Genomic DNA, 21,815 nt, shown 5'->3' with positions numbered 1-21,815 from the left:
TTAATTCCTCCTAAATTTTTTATACTTTTCTACTATTATTCTCTTTCAAATGGATAAGCGTTCATACCCCCATCTAAAATTTTTATATCTTCAAACCCTAATTCTTTTAATTTTATATAGGCTAAATATGCATTTTTGCCTAATTTACATACTAAAACAGTTTCTTTCTCTTTGTCTAATTCATCTGCACGCATATAAATTTCTCCTGAAGGAATGTTTATCGCTCCTGGAATGGTTCCAATCATAAAAGATCCTTCATCACGTGTATCAACAATTTGTAACTCACTCAATCTATTTTTAAGTGCAATAGGTCCAATCCCCTTTACTCTTCCTGTTAACTTATTTGTGAGTACACTGGCTGCTACAATCGTTGAACTCATTGCCATAGAAAATGGTGGTGCATACGCTAAATCAAGTTTTTCTAAATCTTCAACCTTTGCGTCAAAAGTTATAGCTGTAGCTATAATATCAATTGGTTTGTCTACAACCCCTTCTCCAACTACTTGTGCCCCTAACACTCTGTGGGTGTTCTTATCTACAATAAGCTTTGTAATAATTTCCCGATATCCTGGATAGTAATGCGCTTTATCATTTGCTGGAACAAGCGCAGTCTCTACTTCAAACCCAGCTTTTTTCGCATCTCGTTCTGATAATCCTGTTTTTGCTGCATTCAATTTAAAAAGCTTTACAACCGTTGTCCCAAGTACACCTTTTAAAGTATCTTTTCCTTCACTACCTATGTTTATCCCTGCAACTCTACCCATCTTATTTGCAGTAGATCCCATTGGGTACCAAGCAGGCTTGCCTGTAACTAAATTTACATGTTCTGCACAATCTCCTACTGCATAAATATCTTTAATATTTGTTTCCATATGTTCATTTACCGCAATCGCACCTGTAACACCTATTTCTACACCTATTTCTTTTGCAATATTTATATTCGGTCGAACCCCTACAGACATGATCACAAGATCTGCTTCAATTTCTCTTTTGTCTGTAACTACCTTTTTAACTTTTTCATCCCCTACTAATGAAAGTACCTTTTCTCTTGTATAAATATTGATTCCTTCTTCGCACATATAGTTTTGTGCATAAAGGGCAACTTCTTCATCAAAAGGAGGTAAAATATGATCTATCAGCTCTACAAGCGCGACCCCAATCCCTCTTTCATGTAGGTTTTCTGCAACCTCAAGTCCTATAAATCCCCCACCAACAACAACCGCTTTTTTTACTGCTCCGTTGTCCACCATTTCTCTAATTTTTAGGGCATCTGATACAGTTCTTACTGAAAATACACCGGATAAATTTTTTCCTTCAATAGGCGGTACAAATGGTGTTGCCCCTGTGGCAAGAATTAATTTGTCATATGGAAATATTTTCATTTCTTCTGTTGTTAAATCTTTCACTTCTACATTTTTTTCTTCTTTATTAATTTTTACCGCTTCGTGTTTTGTAAATACATCAATCCCTGTAACTAATTTAAAATCTTCAGGTGTTTTTACAACCAATTCACGTTCTTCTTCTATTACCCCTCCAATATAATAGGGCAGCCCACAACCTGCATAAGAAATATGTGCATCCTTTGTTATAATCACAACTTCTGCTTTTGAATTTTCTCTTTTAATCTTAGCTGCTGTTTTTGTTCCTGCAGCTACACCGCCAATAACAACTATTTTTTCTGCCATACGATTCTCACCCCTATATAATTTTATAAATCTTTTCTTGCTCATAGATTTCCCTCTATTTTCACAAAGTATGTCTTTTATTTTCCCACCCCCCCAGCAATGGGGATGCTTATTTATAGGATACTAAAAGTTTGACAAAAAGTCAACAAACGAAACGAACAGCTTAAAAAATAAATTTTTCAGTAATAATACAACCTCCGTACAAATATATTATTAGTACGATGTCCATTAGTGAGGTGAATAAATATGCTAAGAATTTTTGTTATGAAAAAACGTAGCCTGTACATTGCTTTAGCCCTACTCGTTATCATGATTATAGGAATCGTTATACTCATGTCAGGCTCAGATGAAACTTTCTCAGAAACAATGAAGTATGCTTATAAACAGATCTCTGCTGAACAAGCGAAGGTACTGCTAGAAAAAAATCCTACTGCCATTGTTTTTGACATTAGAGATGCAGAAAAATATTTACAGAGTCATTTGCCAAGTGCTACACAAATATCCTACAAAGAACTGAAGAAAAAATTAGACTATTATGATCGCGAGGAAATATACATGATCTACGGTAGCAGTGATAAAAAAAGTGCAAAAGCTGCTGATATGCTGGCCAGTAACGGTTTTTGTAAAATATACATGTTAAATGGCGGTATTGAAAAATGGACTTATGAGACAGAATAAGAAACAAAAAGCCTTTCACCCTAATATAGGGTGAAAGGCTTTTTGTTGTTAAAATTTTATTTTAGCGTGGAGGGATTGTTGGTCTTAGAGGGACAGCCACATTGCCTGTTTTAGCATCTATGTGTAAAATCCAATATCCATAGTCTCCTTTTTCCGCTTTTTTGTCTTCTATAGGATGCCAATAGACAAATCCAGTCACGCCTTCATCCGGTTGTTCATTTGCCATAAATCTTCCAGGCATTCCATACAAATAATACATAGGTCCATCATTTTCGTCACGAATAATCCCAAAAATATAATGCTGATACTTATAAATTAAATGCGGACATCCCATCACGTGATTTTTATAAGGCATATTTCCATGCATATTGTTTACATATCCATAGAAAGGCAAGAAATTTCTATATAATGTTTGTTGGTTACAGTCCATCTTCCACCACTTGCAATTCCCTATATTTTTTTCAAAAGGTTTTGCTTCCTTATAATATTTCAGTGTATTTTCAACATATCCACATACCATTTTAAAATATTGCCCATAGTACCCATATGGATTTTTACAATCATAAAATTTCATCTCTCCATACTCTAGCTCATACCCATCTTTCTGCCCTTCACTTCTATATCCTTTTACAAAATGTTCTTTTTCTTCATGCTTCCTCTTCTTTTGTAATGTTTCTTGTTTCATTTTTTTTTCTAATACTTCTTCTTTCATATTCACAGGTTGTGGATCAGACCTCTTCATTTCCTCTATTTTTTCTTCTTTCTCTACTACTTCTTCTGCAATTTTTTCTGCTATATTTATTGATTCTTTAACCGGTTCTATTTCTTCTATTTCTTCTTTCACATCCAAAGACGCTACTTCAATCTCTTTTTCTTCTTTCTCTACATTGCGCATCTGAATCTTTTCCGTTTCTTCCTTATGGGATTCTGCTGTTATTTCTATCGTTTGCTGAACTTTTTCTTCTTGTTTGTGTTCTCGTTTTTCTTCTTTGTACTGATTGGCCAATACATGTTTCCATGCAACTCTTTCTTTATCAATAAATCCGACTAAAGGAGCTGCCATATCTTTTCCTATCACACTTTCCCCAACAGGTTTTGCTACAATAGCAATCACATTAAAATCTCTTATAGAATTTCCTTGTCCATCCACATTTTCAGCATCAAATTTCCAATTTAATTCTCCCTTGCCATTCTCATCAATAGCCAATGCACCATTATCCGCACAAATTTGTTTTCCTTCTTTTGTTCCTATTAAATATCCTTTATAAACATATTCTGCCTGATCAAAATACTTTATATTTTGAATATAATGGTTAAGTACACCCTTTCCATTTTTTGTTTCTATTTTTGTATATCCTTTTAGCTGTTTTCCTCCTATATTCTGAAACCCCTCATCTTCATGATCTAGTATAATAAAATATCTTCTATATCTTTTCCCGTTCATAGTTAACCTCCCCCCTTTTATCACTTACTATTAATATATGTACAATTTTAAAAATAGTTCACTTTTTATAAAAAAAATCGCATGATAGTGCTATCGCTACTCATTTTTCCAACAGAATTTTAAAAAGATTATTTAAACTTTCCGTTACTCGAATTTCTTAAAACCTATGCAATCACGAATGATCCATATTCTAAACAATCTATAATTTTCTTATAAATAAAAAACAACTGTGTTTTGGTATATATATCCAAAATACAGTTGTTTTTTATTTATATATGCGCACACAATGTGTCTGCAAGTTTTGCAAATTCTTCTATAGTAAGGGTCTCTCCTCTTCTTTTTTCTTCTATACCGCTACTTTCCAACATTTTTTTAATGGTTTCTTTATCTATATTTAAACTACTATTTGAAAGAGCATTCAAAAGCGTTTTTCTTCTTTTTCCAAAAGCTGCCTTTACCACTGCAAATAACATCTTTTCATCCGCTACTTTCACTCTTGGCTCTTTTAAAACTTTCAATCGAATAACGGTTGATTCGATTTTCGGTTGTGGAATGAATACAGTTTTTGGCACACGTGCCACGATCTCAGGTTCACAATAATATTGTACTGCTACAGATAAAGCGCCATAGTCTTTTGTATTTGGCTGCGCTTGCATTCGATCTGCAACTTCTTTTTGAATCATGACTACGATATTTTGAATGGGTACCTTTTCTTCTAGAAATTTCATGATAATAGGGGTTGTTACATAATAAGGAAGATTTGCAATCACTTTTACGGGTCTTCCCTCCGATTTTTCCTTGATCAATTTATGTATATCAATCTTTAGTATATCTGCATTAATTACCTCTACATTCTCTTGCTCCCCTAAAGTTTCTGCTAATATGGGTATTAATGTTTTGTCAATTTCAACAGCAACCACTTTTCCTGCTCTTTCTGCCACTCCTTGTGTAAGTGTCCCAATCCCAGGACCTACTTCAATAACCATATCTTCCTTGTCTACTTCTGCCCCATCAATAATTTTATACAATATGTTTTCATCTACTAAGAAATTTTGTCCTAAACTCTTTGTAAATCTAAATCCATGCTTTTTTACAATTTCTTTTGTTACTCTTGGTGAAATTAATCTCTCCATAATCGCTCCTACTCCATTACAATTTTTTTAGTCCTTTTTCAAATTCTTCTCTCGTAATCCCATAATTATTTAATCGATTTAAAAACTGTTTTGCATTTGCATAGCCAATGCCTAATTCTTTTCCAAGTTCATCCCGTCTGTAACTGGCTTCATTAGACCCTACTAAATCATTTTTTATTAAATCAATTTGCTTAAATTCCTTTCTCTCGCTATCACTTTCTGTTCGAACTTTTTTTAGCGCAAGTAAAATATTTTCCGGAGAAGCATTTTCTATACCAATATCTCCATTTTTTGTTGCTTGCTCTCTAGGTAAAAAAGCATGTTTACAGCCTTTTACCCGATCGGCTATTCTTTTTCTTATTTTTTCTCCTGCATGATCTGGATCTGTAAATATAATAACGCCCTTTCGTCTTTGCGCAAATTCTATTCTTTTGAATGTCTCTTCCTTTAATCCAAATCCATGCGTAGTAATCATTTCTGCATCCATTGCCCGTTTAACAGCAATCACATCATCTCTGCCTTCTACTACTATTACTTCTTTAATCATATTGTTCCTCCAACTATTCTTTTCTTATTCTTAAATCATTGTACAATATAGATATATGATAGTAAACCTTAATATTTCCTTCCTTTTCCTTATTCTTTCCATTATAATGAAAATAAATATCACATAGGGAGCGATCATAAAAATAACCATGAAGATGGTCTTTCTATGCACAGACCTTCATGGTTTTAATTCTTATGCCTATTTAATTCTTCAATAATCGCTTGAATCATCTCATTGATCTTAAACCCCTTCGTTCCTACAATGTGTATATTGCACTTATTCATAGGTAACAATATTTTCTTAGCTTGACTATCCGATACATGCTCTGCCATCACTGGTGTTATTTCTCCCATCATTGCATTAGATACAATAATCGCTATAGGCCCAATGATTATATCTACTTTCTTACTCATTACCTTAATAGCATTTTCACCCGTTGCTCCAGCATGAGCCCCACCTTTGATCATATTAGATGTTGCAAGGGAATTTGTTCCCAAAGCAATGATTTCTATATTATCCTTAAAATTTTCTCTAATCTTTTCAACAATTGATCTTCCAAGACCTCCACCTTGCCCATCAATTACAGCAATCTTCATTCTCTACCCCCTTTACAGGATATTGTAGTTTCACATCATTATACCATATTCATAAAAAACATTGTAGATAATCATAAAGGACAGGAGAAAATCCCCTGTCCTCTGTTCTCATTATTGTAAAACATAAACTACAACTTTTCTTTTTCCATATTTTTTAACATCCTTTGGACTTTCAAAATAAAGATCTATTCGATTTCCTTTTATGGCACCACCTGTATCTTCGGCGCTTGCGATCCCATAATCTTTCGATCCATCAAGAGATTTCACATAGAGTTTACTTCCTAAAGGGATTACGTTTGGATCTACTGCCACAACTCCTGGCTTTACCTTTGTTCCACTTCTGGTAATGCCATAATTTTTATCCCCAGGATGTTTCCCGCAACTCTCAAAGGTAGCGTCATAAGCTGTTGCAGTCATCTTGATGGTTTTTTCAACTCTAATATTCCCTCTAGAGGTTGCGACGACCATCGCTGTCCCTTTTTCTACGATTTCCTTTTCAGGACTCTTTAAAATTTTTTCTTCTGTTAATTCTTTAAATACTTCTTTTCCATCCTCATATACAACCTTATACTTCACTTCTCTTTCACCATTTTTCCCTTTTTGAATGATATTCACTTTTCCTTGATCCAATGTATTATTGTATTGAATCATACTTTCAAAAGGGATCTCTTCTTTTTCTGCAACAATTTTTTCATTGACTCGCACGATGGTGATGGTTTCATACTTATTTATTTTTTCATCTCGTGCTGGTTCAATTTTGTCTTTCTCTCCAATAGGAATTGCATATTCTTTTAAGATATCTTCTGTCTTTTCATTTGCAGTCATTACTTCTACTAATTCACCATCTGCTTGTATGTTCACGGGATATGCTCTTTGAACGGTAACAGTCATGCCATCTTTTACCTTACTTTTCAGTGGAATAGATACTTGATCATGATCATTCAATGCTATGTTCCCTTTCTTGATTGCATCTGCTACATTTGAAAAAAACACTTCTACTTTCACTTGTTTTTCTCCATCTTTAATGACAATCTCTTTTTTCAATGCAAAACTTCCACAAAGCATTCCTATTAGCAGAACAATCCCTAGAATCATAAAATTTCTTTTTATAAGCAATTTTATATTCTTAAAATGTGTTTCCATAGGTTTTTTACCCTCCTTATTTTCTCTACCTTCAAAATTATACAGCTTGCTATTCATTTTAGCGGTAGATTACAGCCTTTTTCATCTTATATTATAAAAAAAATCATCAAACTATAATTTGCTGATGCGCTATACCACATATAGTATACATCCTTCGTAAAAATTCTATAAATAGTATATTATATACTAATTAACATTTTTTTGTAGTTTCATCTTGCTATAAAACATATGTCGTTTTAAGATAACTACAGTAGTCTACACAAAAACCTCTCTAAAGTCAAATTTTTGCAGTATTCAGAGTAATTAAAATACAATATTGATTATTATTTACATAATTATAAATATTATACATTGTCAACCTTCGTCATATTTCCCAGGAAATTTTCAAAAAATAAATAAAATAATGCCTATCTTTCTCACACTTTTCTATTATATGATTTTTCTTTTTGATTATGCATATTTTCCTTTATCTTTATTCTTTATATATATGCACGTCCTATGAACTTATTCCTCTAGCCAAAAAAGCACCCAGTACATTTTAGTTTGAATGTACTGGGTGCTTTTTAAATTAGATAATCTCTAATGCTTTTCATATTGATTACAAATCTGTTGCCATGTATCTAAATACATAGACTTTTCATTTTCTCCGTTATATGCTGGAATGTTCCCTAGCCGCCATATAGATATATTCTTTATGCCGAACAATTTTGCTAAATTTATTTTCGTTAATATACTCCGTGTATCTTCATACCAGATCATATTCTCAATATTGTTCGTATCATCATAGTACGTAAAATATGGATTTTCAAATTCCTTATTATATGTCATGTAAAAATCAGTTTTTGTTTTCTGTATTTCTATCCTTTTTTTGATCGCTTCATAGGGTGGATTTTCATGCCACACAGAAAGCATATTGTTTTTTTCTCCTTTTCTCCATTGAACCGCATCAAATGAAATTTGAAGGAAAATCTTACTTTTATCAGAAACGCCTACTTCTTCATCCGTAATATCTTTTAATGCATAATAGATATCAAAATCCTTGTTATAGATATTTTTCATAGGCGTAAGAGGACTCTCTATACGATTAAATTCCTCTATTGGATCTGATACCGTTAAATCTTTAACATCTTTTGGATAATAATCATGCGCCATCAATATAATTTTATCTGCAATTTCTCCAATCGTTTTATAATCATATCCTTTATAGTATTTTCTTGGTGGAACCGTTACATATAATTTTTTATGATCTTTATTTAATTCTTCTTTTAATGCTTTTAAAAAATCATTGAACTTAGGTGCGAGTTCTACGTTAATTATATCTTCAAAATCTATGACTACCCCATCAAAAGCAGCTTCTTCCCCATCTCTTTCTATATGATTTACAGACGCTACGATTTGTTTAATAACAGATTTTTTTTCTTCTTCACTTGTAATAATATGTTCAACAAGCCCTACTCCATATTGATCTTTTGTATATTGTGATGCATACACCATTAAGTTTGTAGACACATTTCCTTCATGTGCTTTGTTTACTATTTTTGAAAAATCTTCTGGTAAATAAAAGGCATTATTTGTATTCATTTCTAACTGGACTTTATTTTCCTCATGCACGCTCAGATGACTCCATCCAAAACCAACAGAATCAAAATTTGGCAGTAGTTCTATTTGTGGATAGGATTTTATGGCATAAAAACCATTTAACCCTTCTAGTGGTTCACGAATTTTTTGATACATATCTATAATCATTTTTTGTGTAGTATTTTGCGGATCTATCGTTACATTTTCAAAAGGCTTATCTAAAAAATTGATCCTTCCTGTAGTGAGATCATATCCCATACTTCTGATAAATATTTCTTCTGCTTCCTCCTTTGAAATAGTTTGATTAACAGTGTCATAATTATCTAGCACTATTCCGTGCTGTTTAGCTAAATCCACATAACTTTCTCCTGATGTGGATTGATTATTGCTTTCATTCCACCCCATCATTTCTACAAGTGTAGAGAGAAATTCTCCTTTTGTAATCCCTTGATCAATAGCCTCATTTAAATAATTCTCCTGTGCATATGTTTGTACAAACATGCATGAAAGAAATAGGATGCATGTACAAATAATAGATTGTAGTTTTTTCATATTTTTTGTCCCCTTTTGTTTAGAAATCTGCTTAAGTTTAGTACATTCTATACAAAATATGTAATTCCTTCTTTCAAAAAAAATAAAGTATAGGATCATGCTATCCTATACTTTATTTTTTATTTAATGCCAAAGAATTTCTTTGCATTCTCTGTCGTTTGATTGGCTACTTCTTCTAATGATAATCCCTTAATTTCTGCAACTTTCTCCGCTACATATCTTACATATGCCATTTCATTTCTCTTTCCTCGAAAGGGTACAGGTGTTAGATAGGGTGAATCTGTCTCCACAAATAAATACTCTAGTGGGATATTCTCAACAACTTCTACTGTTTTTCTTGCATTTTTAAAGGTTACAGGTCCTGCTATGGATATATACGCTCCTAACTTTATATATTGTCTAGCAAGTTCCACACTTCCTGAGAAGCAATGCAGTACCACCCCTGTATCAAAAGCTTTTTCCTCTTTTAAAATACGCATTACATCATCATTTGCATCCCGATCATGAATGATAATCGGTAGATTCACCTCTTTTGCTAACCCAATCTGTCTTCGAAACCATTCTTTTTGGATATCGCGAGGTGAATGGTCATAGTAATAATCTAGTCCAATTTCACCAATAGCCACTACCTTTGGCTTTCTTGCAAGTCCTTTTAAAAGCGCTAATGTAATATCATCCATATTTTCTGCATCATGAGGATGAACCCCTACCGATGCATAGACCCTATCATATTTATGGGCTAACTCTATAGATTTTACAGAAGATTCAAAATCAGCTCCTGCATTTAAAATATAGCTTATTCCATGCGCTATTGCATTCTGAATAATCTTTTCTTGTTCCCCTTCAAATCTTGCATCATTTAAATGGGCATGAGAATCAAACAACATCACTCTTCCCCCTCAACTAGCTTACTTGTGCACCATCTTCAATATCTGCGCTCACCAATGTTAAATCCTCTCCATCAGCTGCTGCTAAGATCATCCCTCTTGATTCTTCTCCTCTTAGTTTGATCGGCTTTAAGTTTGTTACAACGATTACTTTTCTTCCTATTAATTCTTCAGGTTTATAGTATTTTGCAATCCCTGATACAATTTGTCTTACCTCAGAACCAATCTTTACTTGGGATACCAATAATTTATCTGCTTTTGGATGCTTTTTGCATTCTAAAATTTGTCCTACTTTTAAATCTACCTTATCAAAATCATCAATGGTAATTTCAGACTTTTGTACAATTTCTTTTTGTGGTTTCTCTTCTTTTTTTGGTTCTTCCTTCTTTGTAGAAGCTTCTAAGCTTTCTAATTCTTTTGCTACATCAATTCTTGGGAATAATGGTGCAGATTTGTGCACCTTCACACCACTTGGCAGTTTTCCAAATACAAAAGTATCTTCCCACGCGGTTCCTTGACCTGCATCGATTCCTAATTGTGCCCAAATCTTTTTAGATGTATCATGCATAAACGGTTGGATCAGTACCGAAATAATTCTTATCGCATCTGCTAAATTGTAAAGCACTGTATCTAATCGACCTTTATTCTCTTCATCCTTTGCTAAAATCCATGGCATGGTTTCATCAATATATTTGTTGGTTCTTCTTACAATCTTCCATATTTCTTCTAATGCATTACTAAAATCTAATTGATTCAGTTTTTCTTCCATTTTTTTCCAAGCATCAATTGCCACTGTTTTTAAATCCTCATCAAAATCTCCAGCTACCTTTGCCTCTGGAATGATGCCTCCATTATACTTTTCAATCATAGCAACCGTTCTGCTCACAAGATTTCCTAAGTCATTTGCAAGATCAGAATTCATTCGATTTAGTAATACTTCATTTGTAAATACACCATCTTGTCCGAAGGAATATTCTCTTAACAAGAAATATTTTAATGCATCTACCCCATATCGTGCTACAAGTACAACAGGGTCTACCACATTGCCTTTTGATTTAGACATTTTTCCACCTTCAATTAAAATCCATCCATGTCCAAAAACCTTCTTTGGAAGAGGAATATCTAGTGCCATAAGCATTGCAGGCCAGATAATTGTATGGAATCTTACAATTTCCTTTGCCATTAGATGTACATCCGCAGGCCAGTATTTTTTATATTTTCCGTTGACATCTTCTGGATATCCTAAAGCAGTAATATAGTTTGAAAGCGCATCTAACCAAACATAAATAACATGGTTTTCATCGATAGGTACTTTAATTCCCCAGTCAAAGCTTGTCCTTGATATACATAAATCCTCAAGCCCTGACTTTACAAAATTCATCATTTCATTTTTTCTAGATGCAGGTTGTAAAAACTCAGGATTTTTCTCAAATAATTGTAATAAGCGATCTTGGTATTCAGATAACTTAAAGAAATATGCTTCTTCTTTCGTTTTTTCTACAGGTCTGCCACAGTCAGGACATTTTCCATCTACTACTTGTGTCTCTGTCCAGAAAGATTCACAAGGCGTACAATATAATCCTTCATATTCGCCCTTGTAAATATCACCCTTATCATAAAGCTTTTTGAATATTTCTTGAACTCTTCTCTTATGATCTTCATCTGTGGTTCTAATAAAATCATCATAAGAGATTTCCATAGTTTTCCAAAGTTCTTTAATCCCTGCTACAATGCCATCAATATATTCCTTTGGTTCCATCCCATTTTCTTTCGCTACATTTTGCAGCTTTTGCCCATGTTCATCTGTTCCTGTTAAAAACATTACATCATATCCCGTAAGTCTCTTAAATCTCGCCATTGCATCTGCTGCTACGGTTGTATACGTATGTCCAATATGTAAGTTTGCACTTGGATAATAAATAGGTGTGGTAATATAATAACTTCCTTTACTCATAAATCTGTTTCCTCCTCTTTTTCTTTTTTCGTTTGATTTCATTTTTACATTTCATCCATTCAACCATGCCACATAAAACCATTAAAACATGTCCTAATAAACTGATCTTTAGTTTATTATACTCAGGTGTTTTTATATATGTAATAATAAAAATTGAAAATGCCTCTGGATCAAACAAAATGACTGTTATTGCTACAGCAATGTATATGACAGCAACAAAGATATATCCTATCAAATACCCATAAATAAATCGAAAGATTAGCCCGAGTCCCTTCCCAAAGCGCAAATCCATCACCTCTCTTTTTCCATTAAAAAACTCGTCCCCTTATAAAGGGACGAGTTACTCCTCGTGTTACCACCCTAATTTGTCGTGGCTTCACAGCAACGACCTTGGTAAGTGACTTTAATCACTTTGCAAATTAACGGATGCAACCCGGTATACCCTAAGTATTTACACCTCAGCCATACAGTTTAGGGGCCATCTTCAGTATTTTCCTTCGTACCAGCTTTCACCACACCTGGCTCTCTACAACGAATCCCTATACTTACTCTTCCCATCATTACTTTTAATGATTAAACTTAGTATATATATAATTTATAAAAATATGCATATCTTGTCAAGGTATTTTATTCTAAAAAATCCATCTACAAACCCATATAGAAGCAAAAACAGCCGCCACATGAGAAATTAAAGCTGCAAGAAGTGTATGTCTGCTATTTTTAATCCCTACAGCCCCAAAATACACAGCCATTGTATAAAATATGGTCTCAGCTGAACCCATCATGGTTGAAGCTACCCTACCAATAAAAGAGTCGGGTCCATAGGTGTGCAATAAATCCTTTACAACCCCTAATGCCCCACTTCCTGATACGGGTCTCATAATGGCTAGAGGCAATACTTCTCGAGGAATCCCTAAAAAATTAGTAATAGGATATAATATTTTTGTAAATAAATTTAACCCTCCTGAATCTTTAAATATCCCTATTGCTAAAAATATAGCGATCAGATAGGGCATAATACGAATAGCCGTTTGAAATCCTTGTCCTGCCCCCTCTACAAAAGCTTCATAAATATCAATCTTTTTCATCATTCCATATATCAGAATAACCGTAATCATGATCGGGATAATCATAACTGATAATAAATTTAATAAATAAATCATATCAATATGTCCTCTCTAAAATTCTGCATGATACAATCCCTACAATAGTAGAAACCGTAGTCGCAACCAATGACGTTCCGATAATCTCTGTGGCATTTAAGCTTCCTGCATCTGCTCGAATCTTTAAAACAGACAATGGAACTAATTGTATGGAAGACATATTAATCACTAGAAACATACACATAGCATTACTTGCACGCTTTTTGTATGGATTAATATTTTGTAGCTGTTCCATAGCCTTTAAACCTAACGCTGTTGCAGAATTTCCTGCCCCAAACATATTTGCTACCATATTCATAACGATACTGCTAATTGCAGGGTGATTTTTCGGTATCTCTGGAAATAGAAGTCTTATAAGAGGACCCATTATTCTTCCTATTCCTTTAATCAATCCTGATTTTTCTGCTATATTCATCAGCCCTAACCACACGGCCATAATCCCAGTGAGACCGATTGCAAACAACACAGCCTCTTGTGTATTTTGAATTACCACGGCATTAATAATCTGGGTATTTCGGGTAATCACCGCAACCCCTATCCCCGTTATAATCATGAAAATCCAAATCCTATTCATCATATTCCGATCCCCCTATTCCTGCTTTATAGGATAAAGAAAAAATAGATCTCTGCTACTTTGAAGTAAGTTATTATTTAATTATCCCCTATCAAAGTATATGAATAGGAACGAACACTAATGAACTTGTTTTCATAAAGCATATAAAAATTTACATGTGATAATCCATCTGCGTGCCCATAAAATGGTGTATTATGATTTCCTTTTTTATTTCAAAATGGTATAATATACAAAATTCATTATTATTATTATTATTATTATATATATAAAGAAAGGGTTGATGATTTATGGATGTACAAATTTCTTTAGGTGATTTAGGCATTATGTTACTAGGTTTTTCGCTGTTTGTTTTAATCATTTATGCCATATTACTGCTAAAAAACTTAACAGACACTATAAAGGTATTTCGAAGTGTCCTACAAGATAACCAATCCAATATTGAGCAAATATTAAATCAAGTGCCTTCCATTGCACAAAATGTAGAAAGTATTAGTAGTGATTTATCACGTGATGTAAAGGCTGTACAGCATACTTTTGACAATATGATTGGAAAAACAGAAGTAGCAGCAGCTCGTTTAACAAAAAATAAAGATGTATTATCAAGTATTGCTGGTGTTATGCAAGTAATCTATTTTATTAAAAAATTTATGCGTACTTTTCCTTTAAAAAAGAAATCATTTTAGAAGAAGAGAATATTCGCAAGAATTATATCTAAAGATTTCCTAAACGCCCTTTCAAAATCTACAAATATCGTGTTTTTTAGTTAAATTTAGTGAATATTAGATTTTTTTTAAATTTATGGTTGACTTTTATTTACAGTTCTGGTACGATTTAATTACGACAAATTTGTCGAATAATGTTGAAATAAAGGGAGGCAATAATTAGGTGAAATCAACAGGTATTGTAAGGAAAGTAGATGAGTTAGGTAGAGTCGTTCTTCCTATTGAATTAAGAAGAACATTAAATATCAAAGAAAAAGATGCACTAGAAATTTACGTAGATGGCGACCAAATCATATTAAAAAAATATGAACCAGCTTGTATCTTTTGTGGCCAAGCAAAAAATGTAATCAACTTTAAAGGTAAAAACATCTGTCCAGCATGTAATGAAGAATTAAGTAAATAGAAATGAAAAAATACTTGTGTATTATCACAAGTATTTTTTATTTATTATCATGATCTCTTCCATATATTTTATGTATTTCCTCTGTATAACCCCCCTCTTCATTGTAAACATATAAAGGATCCATAAACTTCAATTCAGGTTTTCCATATTTTACACATTCTATTAATAAAATATTTGGTTTCTTATTTTTATTAGGATGAACAAATCTTATTTTCTTTGGCTCCAATCTATATTTCCTGCATAGGTAAATGATATCCACTAACCTATGGGGTCTATGCACCATATAAAAATGTCCACGATCCTTTAGGAGCTTACTAGCTACAGAAATAATATCTTCTAATGTGCATTTTACTTCATGTCTTGAAACAGCTTTCATGCTTTCTGGATTGATAAGCCCTGCCCCTGGATTCATGTAAGGGGGATTAGATATCACTGCATCAAAAGAATAATCTTTCGCATGTTTTGAAATATTTTTCAAATCTTCATGGATAATTTTTACGCGGTCTTCTAATTGATTTAATTGCACACTCCTTAAAGCCATTTCAGCAACTTCTTCTTGAATTTCAACCCCCCAAATTTCTTTAGCATGCGTTTTTCCTGCTAACAGGATGGGCATAATTCCTGTGCCTGTACCTAAATCTATGACGCGCCAATTTTTTCGTATTTCACAGAAATTACTAAGTAGTACTGCATCGATCCCAAAACAAAAGCCCTTTGGATTTTGTATCAGTCTCAGTCCCTCACACTGTAAATCATCTACTCTTTCGTACGCTCTCACTAGTTTTTCATCCATAGCTATCGCTCCTAATTCTACTATATTACTTATTTAATACATTCTCAATTTTCTCTACCATTGTCTTTTTTTCCATGCCTCCTGATATAAAATCAGCAACCATTCCATTTTTGTCAATAATATAGGTAGTTGGAAGTTCGCTAACCTTATATCTAGTAGATACTTTCCCATCTATATCGTATAATACCGGAAATGTATATTTCTGCTTCTCTAAAAACTCATTTACACCTTCTTGGCCTACCTCTTCAGCAGGTAATACATTTATAGCAAGAATCACAATCTCTTTGTCTTTATACTGATCGTATATTTCTTGTATATGAGGCATCTCCTTTTTGCAAAAACTACCCCACGTAGTCCAGAAGTTAATAAATATGACTTTTCCTTTTAAGTCTGATAATTTTATTTCATTGCCTTCTCTATCTAAGAGTGAAAAATCATATGATTCATCCCCTACAAATACGCCCTTTCCTTCATAATTCTGTTCATTATTTTCTATCTCATCCCTATTCTTTTGGGATTCCACAATCTTTAAATTTTGTTTTTCTTCAACTTCTTTTTCAAAACTGGCAAATAGTAATGTACTCCCTAGGAAGATCGCAAGTAATAAATAAGTCAACTTTAAGCCTACCTTTTTATACATACATGTCCCTCCTCAAGTGACCCTTCATTCTCTAAAAATTTATAGAAAATACTTTATATAATATTATACTATACTTTAAAAAATAAATGCAGGTAATTTTATTTTCATGAAAAAGCCCCTCTTACAAGGGGCTTTTCTTTATTTATTATTCTGCTATAGGTGCATCTACAGGACATACATTGGCACAAGCGCCACAATCAATACATCCTGCTGCATCGATTACATATTTATCATCTCCTGCACTAATTACACTTACAGGACACTCTGGTTCACACGCACCGCAACTAATACATGTATCTGTAATTACATAGGCCATTTTGAAGTTCACCTCCATTACTTAGCTAAAATATAACTTCTAGCTAAGTATCTCCTATCGCTATATAAATTATAACCTTATGATTATTTTTATCTTTATTCTTTTAAGCAATAGTGATTTCCGTCTGTTTCGTCTTCTTCTTTTTTCTTGCAACAACAATTCATTCTTTTAACTGCTGTTTTATCATAAACATGTACATCGTCACTTAATTTATCTTCTTTTCCGTTTTTTCCTTCTTCTACGATAAATCGGACCTTTACACACTCTAATAGTATATTGTTTTCTATAACAATTCCTGTGCCATCTGGTGTTAATACCTTTTCCCCTGATTCTGGAAGGTTTTCACGTAAAGATTGATACATGCAATGTTCATATTTTAAACAACACATTAAGCGTCCACAAATTCCTGATATTTTTGTTGGATTAAGCGATAAATTTTGTTCTTTTGCCATTTTTATAGAAACGGGTTCAAAATCTCCAAGCCATGTTGCACAGCAAAGTGATTTACCACAAGGCCCCATACCTCCTATCATTTTCGCCTCATCTCTTACTCCAATCTGTCTAAGCTCTATTCTTGTTTTAAAAATAGATGCCAAATCTTTTACTAATTCTCTAAAATCCACTCTTCCATCCGCAGTAAAATAAAAAATCACTTTATTATTATCAAAAGTATATTCGACATCAATCAACTTCATATCTAATTGATGAATCTCTATCTTTTCTAAGCAAATATCAAATGCTTCCTTTTCCTTGTCCATATTTTGTTTATTCTGTATTTCATCTTCAAGGGTTGCTACTCTTAATACTTTTTTTAGGGGTGCTACAATATCATCTTCTAAAATTTCTTTCGGTCCAACGACAACCTCTCCAAATTCTATTCCTCTTGCAGTTTCAACAACCACATTTTGATCTTTTTCAACGTTTATATCATCTGGATCAAAATAGTATATTTTTCCAGCTTTTTTAAATCGTATGCCAACAACAATTACCATTTTATACCTCCTGTATGGTTAAAAGCATCATTTCAATCGCTAATTGAAAATTAACATTTGCTTTTATATCATTTTTTGTCTTTTCTATTATATTAATAATATTCCCTATTCTTTCATATGCTATATGACCCCTATGCTTTTGTAAAGTATTTTTTTTATCCATATTGATTAAAAATTTGTCTGAACCTGTCTGTATAAGCATAAGTAGATCTCGAAACCAAAAAAGTATATAATCTAATATTTCATTAATATCATCCTTATACTTTTGAAAGAATTCTACTGCATCAAACGCTACTAATGGGTCCTTCTTTAGCACATTTTCAATTACTTCAATAGTTTCTTCTCTCTTTATTCTAAATACATCTGACTCTTTTAGTTGTATTGCTTTTCCTAAAATCCCATCAGAAAATGCTGCTAAAACCCTTCCTTCTTCTTGATTCATGCCATACTTACTCGTTAATATTTGCTCAATATCATTTTGCCCCATCCTGTTAAATTTTAGGATCTGACAACGAGATTTTATTGTAGGTAAAAAACTATTTGAATTGGCACTCATAAGTAGTATTACTGCATACTGCGGCGGTTCCTCTAATGTTTTGAGTAGTCTATTTTGTGCACTAACTGTCATCTGATTTGCATGCTTTATGATATAAATTTTTTTATTTCCTTCATAAGGTTTTCGTAATAAATCCTGTTGCATCTCTTCAATTTGCTTATTTTTAATACTTTTTCCTTCTGGTTCAATCATTTTTATATCTGGATGGTTGTTCCCATTCACCTTTAAACATGATATGCAAATATTACAAGCATCCTCATGATAATTTTTACATTGTATTCCTTTGGCGAAGGCAGTAGCTATTGCAACTTTTCCGATGCCACTTGGTCCTTCAAATATATAAGCATGTGCAATTTTTTCATTGCTTATAGCTCTTTTAAAATAGTTCACTGTCTTTTCCTGCCCTATAATATCATTAAATCCCATTCATAACCTCCCTCTTATCCTATGCTCTTTCAAAACGATCTACGTCCACTACAAAGATCGTTGCGCCTCCTACCTGTACTTCTATTGGGTAAGTTATAAATATCCCCGCATTTCCCATCATGGGTGTAGGCGCTGATGCAATTTCTTTTCGGCTTTTACATGTATCTTTTATGATAGCTATCACAGCATCCACTTTCTCTTTTTCTACACCTACCATCAATGTAGTATTACCACCTCTTAAAAATCCCCCTGTAGATGCTAATTTTGTTACTCTATACCCTTGATTTGTTAATTTTTCAATTGAATTTGGAGCATCTTCATCATGAATAATGGCAATAATTAGTTTCATCCACGCCACTCCCCTCTCGAATAAAAAATTTGCATACTGCGATCACCGTTTAAAGCTTCTCTTTTATGAATTCATAAATCTCTTCATGTATTTCATCAATCGTTTTTAATTGATTATTTTTTATACAATGAATTTTTTCCCAATTATACACATCCGCTATCCATAATGCATTCTTATAGGTTTTTTTTAAATATTCAGTATCCCTTTCATGTATATCTTTTTTCATTTCTCCTGTAATCTTGTTTAAGCGTTTTTCCATTAATTTAAGACTTACTTTCGGATCCATATTTAAAAATATAACGCTATCGGGAACAGGCAATGCCATCTTTGTAAATTCTAAATCCCATAACCAAGCTAAAAAAAGTTTTTTTTCTTCTTCCGAATCAAATTTTGAAGCTTGATGAACCATATTAGATGTAGTATACCGATCTGTAATAATAATCCCACCCGTTTGAAGAAAATCTTTCCACTGGGTAACATACGAAGCAAATCGATCTACTGCATAAAAAGTTGATGCCGTATAAGGATTTACATCATTTGGTTTATTTCCAAATTCGCCATTCAGATACATCTTTACCAGTGCAGAAGATCTACTTTCATAACTAGGAAAAGTAATTTTTTTGACTTTTTTCCCTTCATTCAGTAGTCTTTCATATATTTTTTCTGATTGTGTTGCTTTTCCACTTGCGTCTATGCCTGATTCTATAACAAATAATTTGCCCTTCACGAATGCTTTCCTCCTGTATCCTATATCATGCCAAATCTATTATTATTTTATCATACCTATAAGCATATTTCCAAAATGTTAGGCAACAAAATTTCAAAGAAAACTTTTTAATTAAAAAAAGCCATTAACAAATGCTAATGACTTTTAAGGGTATGCAATTAAAAACTTATGCCACATTTCTTTTAACATTATATTGTAATACGCATACTTTATGTCTTCACTCTGTAATGTACTAATATCGCTTTCACATTCATCACATATGTATTCATTTAATATATTAATATAATCTGATGTATTTTTTTTACACATATAACATGTAATGCTCCGCTGATTCATATAACGCACCCACCTTTTTTAGTCTAATTATTATCCTATATTTATCATTTTATTCAGTTTGAGTATGTCTCGTTATTCTTTTTTTACTTAAAATAAAAAAGTTCATGCAAAAAGAACGCATATCATATTTGATATGCGTTCTTTTGGGATTCCTTAATAAAAGACATAATTCCATTTAGCAATTCTTCATTCGGTTCTATAATAAACATATATCTCTCACCACTCCTAGTAAACTCTCCTACATACCATCTTTGTGTATTTCTTCCTGCTACAAATCGATATAGGTTTACTTTACTTTTCTTTGCTTGCTGTATATTTATTTCTTCATAAAGCTTAAATCTTTGTACTTCATTTAGTTTCAATGCTAAAAATAAATGATTCGCTTTTCCAAAAACTTTTTCCATAATCAGCTCATTATCTATCATCCTGTAATTAAAATATGCTACATGCTTATATATAATGATGATACATCCTATTGCAGCTCCTATAAGTGTGGCTAACCCTCCGAAAGTTGCTATAAGGGGGGTGAATCTACTAAGAATTCTTATTACTATGTTCATAATAAATATTGGACCAACGATCATAGGTACTACTTTCCAAAATGAAAGTGGTTTCTGTTTTATGGTCTGGCGAATAAGTGACATATGCCGTTTCTCCTTATCTCATTGATTTCTGTATTATAATGATTAACCACTATAATATCATCTTATTTTTATTTCTGCAACACAAATAAAAAACCTCCTATTGGAAGTTTTTTATTTGCTCTTTATTTTGCCACTCTAAGATGGTCTTTTTTCGAATACACATCTCTAACAGAAGATTTAATCTCAATAACATCTTTTTTAGCCTTTTTTAAATCTTTGGCTGCATCTAATACTAAATAGCATTGAAAACATCCAATAGGCACACATAACATAATAAGAAATATTAATTTAAAAATCATATAGAATCATCCTTTTCTAGTAAATGCTTCATTATTTTCAATTCACTCTATTCTTTATTTTCAATTCACTCTATTCTTTATTTAGTATTATATATTCTATAGATCTTCTATTTTTCCTTTGTTGTATCCTTAGTTCTTTTGCCCTATTTGTTCTTTTATTGTCTGATTTTGTTATAGACCACACCATATATTGTTTTTTAAATTTTCTCATATACCATATGTATTCGCCTTTTTTCACAAAAAATAAAAAAGTTCAGAAGTAATCTTCTGAACTTTTTTAAACCAGCAACGACCTACTCTCCCAGGCAGTTACCCACCAAGTACCATCAGCGCTGAAGGGCTTAACTTCTGTGTTCGGTATGGGAACAGGTGTAACTCCTTCGCTATTGTCACTAGATAATGTCTTATTCAAATTTAGTTAGTATTGGTACAATTTGTAGAACAAATTGTACCTTCAAAACCGAACAATGCATATGTTTTTGGTCAAGTCCTCGACCTATTAGTATCGGTCAGCTAAAGACATTACTGCCCTTACACCTCCGACCTATCAACCAGATCGTCTTTCTGGGGTCTTACTGACTTGCGTCATGGGAAATCTTATCTTAAGGGGGGCTTCGCGCTTAGATGCCTTCAGCGCTTATCCCGTCCATACGTAGCTACTCAGCTATGCCACTGGCG

General features: G+C 32.8%; 25 protein-coding genes, 2 rRNA genes and 1 other annotated feature. Of the genes, 3 read left to right on the top strand and 24 right to left on the bottom strand.

Annotated features, from left to right (window positions below; all coding sequences use genetic code 11):
* Positions 1–35: 35 nt before the first annotated feature.
* Positions 36–1,685 carry an FAD-dependent oxidoreductase gene (locus EV214_RS04380; RefSeq protein ID WP_132243105.1) on the bottom strand — a complete coding sequence of 550 codons (1,650 nt, stop codon included), beginning with the start codon at positions 1,683–1,685 and terminating at the stop codon, positions 36–38.
* A 246-nt stretch (positions 1,686–1,931) separates the two neighbouring features.
* On the opposite strand from EV214_RS04380, the gene EV214_RS04375 reads away from it, so the two are divergent.
* Positions 1,932–2,363, top strand: a complete 432-nt coding sequence (locus tag EV214_RS04375; protein ID WP_132243103.1) for a rhodanese-like domain-containing protein — start codon at positions 1,932–1,934, stop codon at positions 2,361–2,363.
* A 61-nt stretch (positions 2,364–2,424) separates the two neighbouring features.
* Here EV214_RS04375 and EV214_RS04370 read toward each other — a convergent pair whose 3' ends face one another.
* The 11 genes from EV214_RS04370 to EV214_RS04320 all read right to left on the bottom strand — a co-directional run bounded on the left by EV214_RS04370 (position 2,425) and on the right by EV214_RS04320 (position 13,937).
* Entirely contained in the window at positions 2,425–3,807 is a 1,383-nt protein-coding gene (locus EV214_RS04370) for a DUF7922 domain-containing protein (protein ID WP_132243101.1), read from the bottom strand.
* 269 nt (positions 3,808–4,076) lie between these two features.
* A complete protein-coding gene (gene rsmA, locus EV214_RS04365; protein WP_132243099.1) occupies positions 4,077–4,940 on the bottom strand; it encodes a 16S rRNA (adenine(1518)-N(6)/adenine(1519)-N(6))-dimethyltransferase RsmA in 864 nt (287 codons plus the stop codon).
* 16 nt (positions 4,941–4,956) lie between these two features.
* Entirely contained in the window at positions 4,957–5,487 is a 531-nt protein-coding gene (gene rnmV / locus EV214_RS04360) for a ribonuclease M5 (RefSeq protein ID WP_132243097.1), read from the bottom strand.
* A gap of 185 nt (positions 5,488–5,672) precedes the next feature.
* On the bottom strand, positions 5,673–6,083 hold the full coding sequence (locus EV214_RS04355; protein WP_132243095.1) for a DUF3842 family protein: 411 nt from the start codon (positions 6,081–6,083) through the stop codon (positions 5,673–5,675).
* A 111-nt stretch (positions 6,084–6,194) separates the two neighbouring features.
* The gene (locus tag EV214_RS04350) at positions 6,195–7,226 is read right to left on the bottom strand and encodes a 3D domain-containing protein (protein WP_165916229.1); all 1,032 of its coding nucleotides are present in this window, start codon (positions 7,224–7,226) and stop codon (positions 6,195–6,197) included.
* A gap of 579 nt (positions 7,227–7,805) precedes the next feature.
* Positions 7,806–9,356 (bottom strand): glycosyl hydrolase family 18 protein, encoded by a 1,551-nt coding sequence (locus EV214_RS04345; protein WP_165916228.1) that lies wholly within the window; start codon positions 9,354–9,356, stop codon positions 7,806–7,808.
* A 119-nt stretch (positions 9,357–9,475) separates the two neighbouring features.
* Positions 9,476–10,243, bottom strand: a complete 768-nt coding sequence (locus EV214_RS04340) for a TatD family hydrolase (RefSeq protein ID WP_132243089.1) — start codon at positions 10,241–10,243, stop codon at positions 9,476–9,478.
* Between the two features lie 16 nt (positions 10,244–10,259).
* A complete protein-coding gene (gene metG / locus EV214_RS04335) occupies positions 10,260–12,197 on the bottom strand; it encodes a methionine--tRNA ligase (RefSeq protein WP_132243087.1) in 1,938 nt (645 codons plus the stop codon).
* On the bottom strand, positions 12,190–12,483 hold the full coding sequence (locus EV214_RS04330; protein ID WP_165916227.1) for a biotin transporter BioY: 294 nt from the start codon (positions 12,481–12,483) through the stop codon (positions 12,190–12,192). Before EV214_RS04330 ends, metG begins: the two co-directional genes overlap by 8 nt.
* 42 nt (positions 12,484–12,525) lie before the next feature.
* Positions 12,526–12,767: a binding site (T-box leader), on the bottom strand.
* Positions 12,768–12,829: 62 nt separating this feature from the next.
* Positions 12,830–13,360: a spore maturation protein gene (locus tag EV214_RS04325; protein ID WP_132243083.1), complete on the bottom strand. Its 531-nt coding sequence runs from the start codon at positions 13,358–13,360 to the stop codon at positions 12,830–12,832.
* 1 nt (position 13,361) lies between these two features.
* Positions 13,362–13,937 carry a nucleoside recognition domain-containing protein gene (locus EV214_RS04320; RefSeq protein WP_132243081.1) on the bottom strand — a complete coding sequence of 192 codons (576 nt, stop codon included), beginning with the start codon at positions 13,935–13,937 and terminating at the stop codon, positions 13,362–13,364.
* 284 nt (positions 13,938–14,221) lie between these two features.
* Here EV214_RS04320 and EV214_RS04315 point away from each other — a divergent pair, with 284 nt between their 5' ends.
* Both EV214_RS04315 and EV214_RS04310 read left to right on the top strand, forming a co-directional pair.
* Positions 14,222–14,617, top strand: coding sequence for a DUF948 domain-containing protein (locus EV214_RS04315; RefSeq protein WP_132243079.1), 396 nt, complete (start codon positions 14,222–14,224; stop codon positions 14,615–14,617).
* 202 nt (positions 14,618–14,819) lie between these two features.
* Entirely contained in the window at positions 14,820–15,059 is a 240-nt protein-coding gene (locus tag EV214_RS04310) for an AbrB/MazE/SpoVT family DNA-binding domain-containing protein (RefSeq protein ID WP_132243077.1), read from the top strand.
* A 37-nt stretch (positions 15,060–15,096) separates the two neighbouring features.
* Here EV214_RS04310 and EV214_RS04305 read toward each other — a convergent pair whose 3' ends face one another.
* The 12 genes from EV214_RS04305 to EV214_RS04255 all read right to left on the bottom strand — a co-directional run.
* Complete coding sequence (locus EV214_RS04305; RefSeq protein WP_132243075.1) at positions 15,097–15,852, bottom strand: tRNA1(Val) (adenine(37)-N6)-methyltransferase; 756 nt, start codon at positions 15,850–15,852, stop codon at positions 15,097–15,099.
* 25 nt (positions 15,853–15,877) lie between these two features.
* Positions 15,878–16,492, bottom strand: a complete 615-nt coding sequence (locus tag EV214_RS04300) for a TlpA disulfide reductase family protein (RefSeq protein WP_132243073.1) — start codon at positions 16,490–16,492, stop codon at positions 15,878–15,880.
* A gap of 145 nt (positions 16,493–16,637) precedes the next feature.
* Positions 16,638–16,808 carry a DUF362 domain-containing protein gene (locus EV214_RS04295; protein ID WP_132243071.1) on the bottom strand — a complete coding sequence of 57 codons (171 nt, stop codon included), beginning with the start codon at positions 16,806–16,808 and terminating at the stop codon, positions 16,638–16,640.
* Between the two features lie 95 nt (positions 16,809–16,903).
* A complete protein-coding gene (locus tag EV214_RS04290; RefSeq protein ID WP_132243069.1) occupies positions 16,904–17,800 on the bottom strand; it encodes a PSP1 domain-containing protein in 897 nt (298 codons plus the stop codon).
* Position 17,801: 1 nt separating this feature from the next.
* On the bottom strand, positions 17,802–18,782 hold the full coding sequence (holB, locus tag EV214_RS04285) for a DNA polymerase III subunit delta' (protein ID WP_132243067.1): 981 nt from the start codon (positions 18,780–18,782) through the stop codon (positions 17,802–17,804).
* Between the two features lie 19 nt (positions 18,783–18,801).
* Entirely contained in the window at positions 18,802–19,131 is a 330-nt protein-coding gene (locus tag EV214_RS04280) for a cyclic-di-AMP receptor (protein WP_132243065.1), read from the bottom strand.
* Positions 19,132–19,180: 49 nt separating this feature from the next.
* The gene (locus tag EV214_RS04275; protein ID WP_132243063.1) at positions 19,181–19,858 is read right to left on the bottom strand and encodes a dTMP kinase; all 678 of its coding nucleotides are present in this window, start codon (positions 19,856–19,858) and stop codon (positions 19,181–19,183) included.
* Between the two features lie 144 nt (positions 19,859–20,002).
* On the bottom strand, positions 20,003–20,194 hold the full coding sequence (locus EV214_RS04270) for a sigma factor G inhibitor Gin (RefSeq protein WP_132243061.1): 192 nt from the start codon (positions 20,192–20,194) through the stop codon (positions 20,003–20,005).
* A 122-nt stretch (positions 20,195–20,316) separates the two neighbouring features.
* Positions 20,317–20,838, bottom strand: coding sequence for a hypothetical protein (locus EV214_RS04265; RefSeq protein WP_132243059.1), 522 nt, complete (start codon positions 20,836–20,838; stop codon positions 20,317–20,319).
* A 122-nt stretch (positions 20,839–20,960) separates the two neighbouring features.
* A complete protein-coding gene (locus tag EV214_RS18650) occupies positions 20,961–21,137 on the bottom strand; it encodes a hypothetical protein (protein WP_165916226.1) in 177 nt (58 codons plus the stop codon).
* Between the two features lie 280 nt (positions 21,138–21,417).
* Positions 21,418–21,534: ribosomal RNA gene (gene rrf / locus EV214_RS04260) — 5S ribosomal RNA — on the bottom strand.
* Between the two features lie 82 nt (positions 21,535–21,616).
* Positions 21,617–21,815: ribosomal RNA gene (locus EV214_RS04255) — 23S ribosomal RNA — on the bottom strand; the annotation flags it as partial.

The sequence above is a fragment of the Marinisporobacter balticus genome (genome assembly GCF_004345705.1).
GTDB lineage: Bacteria > Bacillota > Clostridia > Peptostreptococcales > Thermotaleaceae > Marinisporobacter > Marinisporobacter balticus.
Note: the sequence above shows the minus strand (reverse complement) of the source record. Positions and strands in the feature narration are given on the sequence as shown.

What these genes read in the sequence shown, in the direction of transcription:
- EV214_RS04340 (WP_132243089.1), bottom strand. Translation starts at nt 10,243, where the DNA reads ATGTTGTTTGATTCTCATGCCCATTTAAATGATGCAAGATTTGAAGGG.
- EV214_RS04315 (WP_132243079.1), top strand. Translation starts at nt 14,222, where the DNA reads ATGGATGTACAAATTTCTTTAGGTGATTTAGGCATTATGTTACTAGGT.
- EV214_RS04375 (WP_132243103.1), top strand. Translation starts at nt 1,932, where the DNA reads ATGCTAAGAATTTTTGTTATGAAAAAACGTAGCCTGTACATTGCTTTA.
- rsmA (WP_132243099.1), bottom strand. Translation starts at nt 4,940, where the DNA reads ATGGAGAGATTAATTTCACCAAGAGTAACAAAAGAAATTGTAAAAAAG.
- EV214_RS04280 (WP_132243065.1), bottom strand. Translation starts at nt 19,131, where the DNA reads ATGAAACTAATTATTGCCATTATTCATGATGAAGATGCTCCAAATTCA.
- metG (WP_132243087.1), bottom strand. Translation starts at nt 12,197, where the DNA reads ATGAGTAAAGGAAGTTATTATATTACCACACCTATTTATTATCCAAGT.
- EV214_RS04320 (WP_132243081.1), bottom strand. Translation starts at nt 13,937, where the DNA reads ATGATGAATAGGATTTGGATTTTCATGATTATAACGGGGATAGGGGTT.
- EV214_RS04355 (WP_132243095.1), bottom strand. Translation starts at nt 6,083, where the DNA reads ATGAAGATTGCTGTAATTGATGGGCAAGGTGGAGGTCTTGGAAGATCA.
- EV214_RS04290 (WP_132243069.1), bottom strand. Translation starts at nt 17,800, where the DNA reads ATGGTAATTGTTGTTGGCATACGATTTAAAAAAGCTGGAAAAATATAC.
- EV214_RS04380 (WP_132243105.1), bottom strand. Translation starts at nt 1,685, where the DNA reads ATGGCAGAAAAAATAGTTGTTATTGGCGGTGTAGCTGCAGGAACAAAA.
- EV214_RS04265 (WP_132243059.1), bottom strand. Translation starts at nt 20,838, where the DNA reads ATGTCACTTATTCGCCAGACCATAAAACAGAAACCACTTTCATTTTGG.
- EV214_RS04350 (WP_165916229.1), bottom strand. Translation starts at nt 7,226, where the DNA reads ATGGAAACACATTTTAAGAATATAAAATTGCTTATAAAAAGAAATTTT.
- EV214_RS04325 (WP_132243083.1), bottom strand. Translation starts at nt 13,360, where the DNA reads ATGATTTATTTATTAAATTTATTATCAGTTATGATTATCCCGATCATG.
- EV214_RS04370 (WP_132243101.1), bottom strand. Translation starts at nt 3,807, where the DNA reads ATGAACGGGAAAAGATATAGAAGATATTTTATTATACTAGATCATGAA.
- holB (WP_132243067.1), bottom strand. Translation starts at nt 18,782, where the DNA reads ATGGGATTTAATGATATTATAGGGCAGGAAAAGACAGTGAACTATTTT.
- EV214_RS04295 (WP_132243071.1), bottom strand. Translation starts at nt 16,808, where the DNA reads ATGGCCTATGTAATTACAGATACATGTATTAGTTGCGGTGCGTGTGAA.
- EV214_RS04270 (WP_132243061.1), bottom strand. Translation starts at nt 20,194, where the DNA reads ATGAATCAGCGGAGCATTACATGTTATATGTGTAAAAAAAATACATCA.
- EV214_RS04300 (WP_132243073.1), bottom strand. Translation starts at nt 16,492, where the DNA reads ATGTATAAAAAGGTAGGCTTAAAGTTGACTTATTTATTACTTGCGATC.
- rnmV (WP_132243097.1), bottom strand. Translation starts at nt 5,487, where the DNA reads ATGATTAAAGAAGTAATAGTAGTAGAAGGCAGAGATGATGTGATTGCT.
- EV214_RS18650 (WP_165916226.1), bottom strand. Translation starts at nt 21,137, where the DNA reads ATGATTTTTAAATTAATATTTCTTATTATGTTATGTGTGCCTATTGGA.
- EV214_RS04345 (WP_165916228.1), bottom strand. Translation starts at nt 9,356, where the DNA reads ATGAAAAAACTACAATCTATTATTTGTACATGCATCCTATTTCTTTCA.
- EV214_RS04305 (WP_132243075.1), bottom strand. Translation starts at nt 15,852, where the DNA reads ATGGATGAAAAACTAGTGAGAGCGTACGAAAGAGTAGATGATTTACAG.